Origin of the sequence: Chthoniobacter sp., from assembly GCF_040003245.1 — a bacterium.
GTDB lineage: Bacteria > Verrucomicrobiota > Verrucomicrobiia > Chthoniobacterales > Chthoniobacteraceae > Chthoniobacter.
The window spans coordinates 1-4,152 of sequence record NZ_JBDUCX010000375.1; the positions used below are offsets into that span (position 1 = coordinate 1).

The 4,152-nt window shown below is 62.1% G+C and carries 4 protein-coding genes; 1 reads left to right on the plus strand and 3 read right to left on the minus strand.

The window, feature by feature from the left end:
• Nucleotides 1-314 precede the first annotated feature (314 nt).
• Genes ABJF10_RS29730 through ABJF10_RS29740 form a run of 3 tightly spaced genes read right to left on the minus strand, consistent with a single transcriptional unit; the run spans nt 315 to nt 2,542 of the window.
• Nucleotides 315-1,304 carry an alpha/beta fold hydrolase gene (locus ABJF10_RS29730; RefSeq protein WP_348548229.1) on the minus strand — a complete coding sequence of 330 codons (990 nt, stop codon included), beginning with the start codon at nt 1,302-1,304 and terminating at the stop codon, nt 315-317.
• Nucleotides 1,305-1,332: 28 nt separating this feature from the next.
• Complete coding sequence (locus tag ABJF10_RS29735; RefSeq protein WP_348548230.1) at nt 1,333-1,974, minus strand: hypothetical protein; 642 nt, start codon at nt 1,972-1,974, stop codon at nt 1,333-1,335.
• Nucleotides 1,975-2,026: 52 nt separating this feature from the next.
• Complete coding sequence (locus ABJF10_RS29740; protein WP_348548231.1) at nt 2,027-2,542, minus strand: hypothetical protein; 516 nt, start codon at nt 2,540-2,542, stop codon at nt 2,027-2,029.
• A gap of 47 nt (nt 2,543-2,589) precedes the next feature.
• On the opposite strand from ABJF10_RS29740, the gene ABJF10_RS29745 reads away from it, so the two are divergent.
• Nucleotides 2,590-4,152: FAD-dependent oxidoreductase (locus ABJF10_RS29745; RefSeq protein WP_348548232.1), on the plus strand; the 1,563-nt coding region annotated here is incomplete at its 3' end.

Here is a 4,152-nt window from a genome sequence, read left to right on the forward strand (position 1 = left end):
TTACCGCGGGGACTTCGCTAACTTTTTGCAGAAAGGATGAAATATCCGGGCTAGACCAATCGTCGGACTTCACGCAATGAGATAACGAGGAGCGCGCGTCATAAACTGTTTATAAATAGCGGCCAACGCCACAAATTGCGCCCCACAAGCTCGAGCGGAGACGACGGGCGAGTTCGATATCGACCTCACCCCCTTGTCACCCACTTGAAACAGCGAAGAGGCAGGAAACTCGGCGTTGGCATGACCGGCCAGCACCTGTGCGGCACAGAGGAACACGAGAAGGACCATTTCATGAGAGTGCGAGGGAAACGAGCCTAGTTACCGTCCCGCCGCGTCAGATGCGCCACGAACCACGCCGCTTCCAAGCGAGTCGCTTCCGCGAAGGCTTCGCGGTAAACACCGTAGTGGGTGATCCCGGGGAGGACGTGATATTCGGCGGGCACCTTGTTGCCCTGCAAGATCTCGAACACGCGTTTGCCGTTCGCGTCGTTATTCATCAGCTCTTCGTTCTCCGCCACGAGGATCAGTGTGGGCGCTTTGATCTTCGCGGCCGCTTCGATCGCCGAGTAGCCGATGCCTTTGGCGGGATTGACGCGCATCTGCGGGTAAGCGGCCATCTTGCCGGTGAGCTTGCCGGTGTCGATGGGCACCGGTTCGGTTTCGCCGCGGGCCTGCTTCACGGCTAGGTCGCTGGCATACTTGGCCGCTGCGGGGCCACGGCCTCCGCCCATACCGGGCACCTGGACGACGACGCATTTGACCCGTGGGTCATTGCCCGCGACCCACGTGACCACCCCGCCGCCGTAGCTCGTGCCGAAGATGCCCAGGCGTTCCGCGTCCACGCAGGGTTCGCCGGCGAGGAAACTTAGTGCACACCGAATGTCGAACGTCTGGTCGGAGAGATCCATCTGCCAGCGAATCGGCCTGGCTTTCACGGTGACTTCGCCTTTTTCGTCCGGCTTTGGCATCGGCTCGGCGAGCATGAGCTTGCCGTCGCTTTCGCCCCAGCCGCGATAGTCGAACGCGAGCACGACGAAGCCTTCGCGGGCAAAGCGTGCGCCGTAGAGTGCGCCGTTGTTCTTCTTGGTTCCGCCCGTGCCGGCGCAAAACACGATCGCCGCGCGCTTCTCGCCATCCTTCAAATCCGTGGGCAGATACAGATCACCGGCCATGCGCGTGCCGTCGCTCCAAATGGTGACAGGGCGGACTTGATAAGGTTTGGGTTCTTCACCGGCCGCCAGGATGCTGGCGGTCGCGACCAGCAGCGCGCAGAAGAAGGTGGGCAGAGTGGGGAGGAGTTTCATGGCTAGGGGGGAGAGCTATCGCGCGATGTTAGTCTGTGCGCAGGAGGGCCCGGGCGCGTTCCTGGCAGAAGTAAAAAGCGGCGCCGAGCCCCGCGCCGAAGCCGATGCCGTAACAGGCGCCCCAAAGCAGCATCGCGGCGAGGCGGTGATCGATGGCGAGCTTGCCTTCGATCTTGCCGCCGGCGTAGTAGCCGATGGTATTGAGGACGAAGAGGGCGACGATGGCTCTGGGCATGGCGCGCGGATGGTCGAAAGCAAGGGTGAGGATCGCGCCCATGGCGGCGGTGCCGCCGAGGAGACCAGCGAGACTGCCGGTGTCACCGCGCAGCATCACCCAGAATGTGACCCACAGGGCGGCGTAGGCGAGGAAGGCGAGGGCGAAGAGCTTGTAAAAGCGCGAGAGCGAACCGGGACCGATGATGAGCCGGTGCAGGCACGGCCCGCTCAAGCCGATGAAGACGGCGGTGCAGGCGAGATAGAGCTCCATCTCGGTGGGATGCGAGAACCAGCGGTCCATGATGGGCCAGGGCAGAAAGCCTGCGACGCTGACGATGGTGAAACCAAGAATGCCGCGCGCGATGGAGGCGGCGAGCGTGGGCAGCGGTACGGATTGGTCGGAGGCACGCACGCGGGCGGCGATGCTGGCGGGGTCGAGTTGGAAGAGGGCCATGGGGAGGGGGGATATAATGGCGAAGATAAACAGCGAAAGAAGTGCTTAGTGCTTAGTTCTTAGTCCTCGGATGCCCTTTGCGTCGGCGCTGCCAGAGGGCGGTGAGGGTAAGGGAAATGACCACGCCCAGCACGCGGACGGGACCATGACCGAAGACGATCGTGCCGTTGAAGACCATGAAGAAAAAGAAACCGTGCCAGAGAGCGGTCACCCACATCGGGCGGCGGACGAAACTCTGCGGGGCCACCCACCACCAGAGTGTGTCGGCCAGCCACGCAGCGGCGAAGACGTAGTTGAAGTAAATGCCGCCGCCCCAATGCCAACCGGTCAGCGCGGCGGTTTGACGTGCGGTTTCTCCATACGCCTCCGCGTGGCTCCAGTGATGAAAATAAGCAAATGCACAGAGCAGGTGGCAGAGGAAGAAGCCGCACCCGATCGTCCACGCCCAGCGGGCACGTCCCCACCACGGTTCGCGTCCGCGAGCGTGCAACATCATCCCCGCGGCGACGACATAGGCGATTAACGCCAGCCAGATGCTAAGCCGCGTGAGAAATTCGCCTTGGTTCATGGAGGATTGGCGCTGTGTTCGGCCACAGTTTCCGGTATTTGCTCTTCATGAAAAGATTGATCGCCCTTTTTCTCGCTCTTGGTTGCTGGCTGCATGCCGCGACGGAGTGCGATGTCATTGTCTATGGAGCAACGCCGGGCGGATTCTGCGCGGCGATCGCGGCGGCGCGGGAGGGCGCGTCGGTCATCTTGTTGGAACCGACGGAGCACATTGGTGGCGTGAACACCGGCGGGTTGTGTTTCAGCGACTCGAACCAGACGGTGCGGAGCACGGTGCTGGGGCTGTTTGAGGAGTGGCAAGGCCGGGTGGAGAAGGATTACCGGCAACGCGATGTGGAACTGCCGTACAAGGTCAGCGAAAAAGATATTCGCCCGTGGACTTATGAACCCCATGTGGCGATGCGGGTCACGAAGGCGATGCTCGAGGAGGCGAAGGTGCGGGTCTTGCCGAGGCATGTTTTGAAAACCGTGGAAAAGGAGGGCGCGCGGATTCGCCAGGTCGTGACGAGTGACAGCGAGTTTCGCGCGAAAGTCTTCATCGATGCCAGCTACGAGGGCGATCTCATGGCGGCGGCCGGCGTGAGCTGGACGATTGGGCGCGAGGGCCGGGCGGAGTTCGGTGAATCACTGGCTGGCCGGCAATATCCCAAGGCGAAGATGCCGATCTCGGGCTTCGATGCCGCGGGTAAAATGCTCCCGTTGATCACCACCACGGATGCGGGTGCGATGGAGGAGGGAGATCGCCGCGTGATGGTGTATAGCTTCCGGCTGTGCCTGACGAAGGAAGCGGCCAACCGGGTGCCTTTTCCGGAACCGGCTCATTATGATCCCGCGCGGTTCGAGGTGGTGCGGCGCTATTTCGCGCAGGAGAAGAAGCCGGTCCTGCTTTGGGATCTCTATCCGTTGCCGGGTGGAAAGTTCGATGCGAACAACGGTATCGGAAAGCAATTCTCGATGGGGTTGGTGGACGCGGGGAATGGCTGGTGCGAGGCCGATGAAGCGGGACGCGCGGACATCTGGCAGGCGCATCGTGAATACACGTTGGAGCTGTATCATTTTCTGACGAGCGATCCGGCAGTGCCGGAGGAATTGCGGAAGCAAATGGCTGAGCTGGGGTTGTGTGCCGATGAGTTTCCCGATTACGAACACTGGTCTCCCCAGCTCTACGTGCGGGAAGGGCGCCGTATGCGGGGCGCGTATGTGTTGAGCCAGAAAGACATCCAGGAACAACCGGGCAAGGAGGACGCTATCGTGGTGTCTTCGTTTCCGATCGACTCGCACGACTGCCAGCGCGTGGCCACGCCGGATGCCGTGGTGGATGAAGGGACGATTCTGCCGGTCCGCGCCACGGGACAAAAGCATGGTGTGGCCTATCAGGTTCCCTACCGCAGCCTCACGCCGCAGGCCGCCGAATGCACGAATCTGCTCGTGCCGGTGGCATTGTCCTGCACGCACGTTGCCTATTGCTCGATACGCGTGGAGCCGACGTGGATGATCCTGGGACAAAGCGCGGGCGTCGCCGCAGCGCTCGCGGCGAAGGAAGATATCGGCGTGCAGGAACTGCGATACCCCGCGCTGCCCGTTAACTTGAAGCCTTGTATGGCCGCCGCC

What these genes read in the sequence shown, in the direction of transcription:
- ABJF10_RS29730 (WP_348548229.1), bottom strand. Translation starts at nt 1,304, where the DNA reads ATGAAACTCCTCCCCACTCTGCCCACCTTCTTCTGCGCGCTGCTGGTC.
- ABJF10_RS29735 (WP_348548230.1), bottom strand. Translation starts at nt 1,974, where the DNA reads ATGGCCCTCTTCCAACTCGACCCCGCCAGCATCGCCGCCCGCGTGCGT.
- ABJF10_RS29740 (WP_348548231.1), bottom strand. Translation starts at nt 2,542, where the DNA reads ATGAACCAAGGCGAATTTCTCACGCGGCTTAGCATCTGGCTGGCGTTA.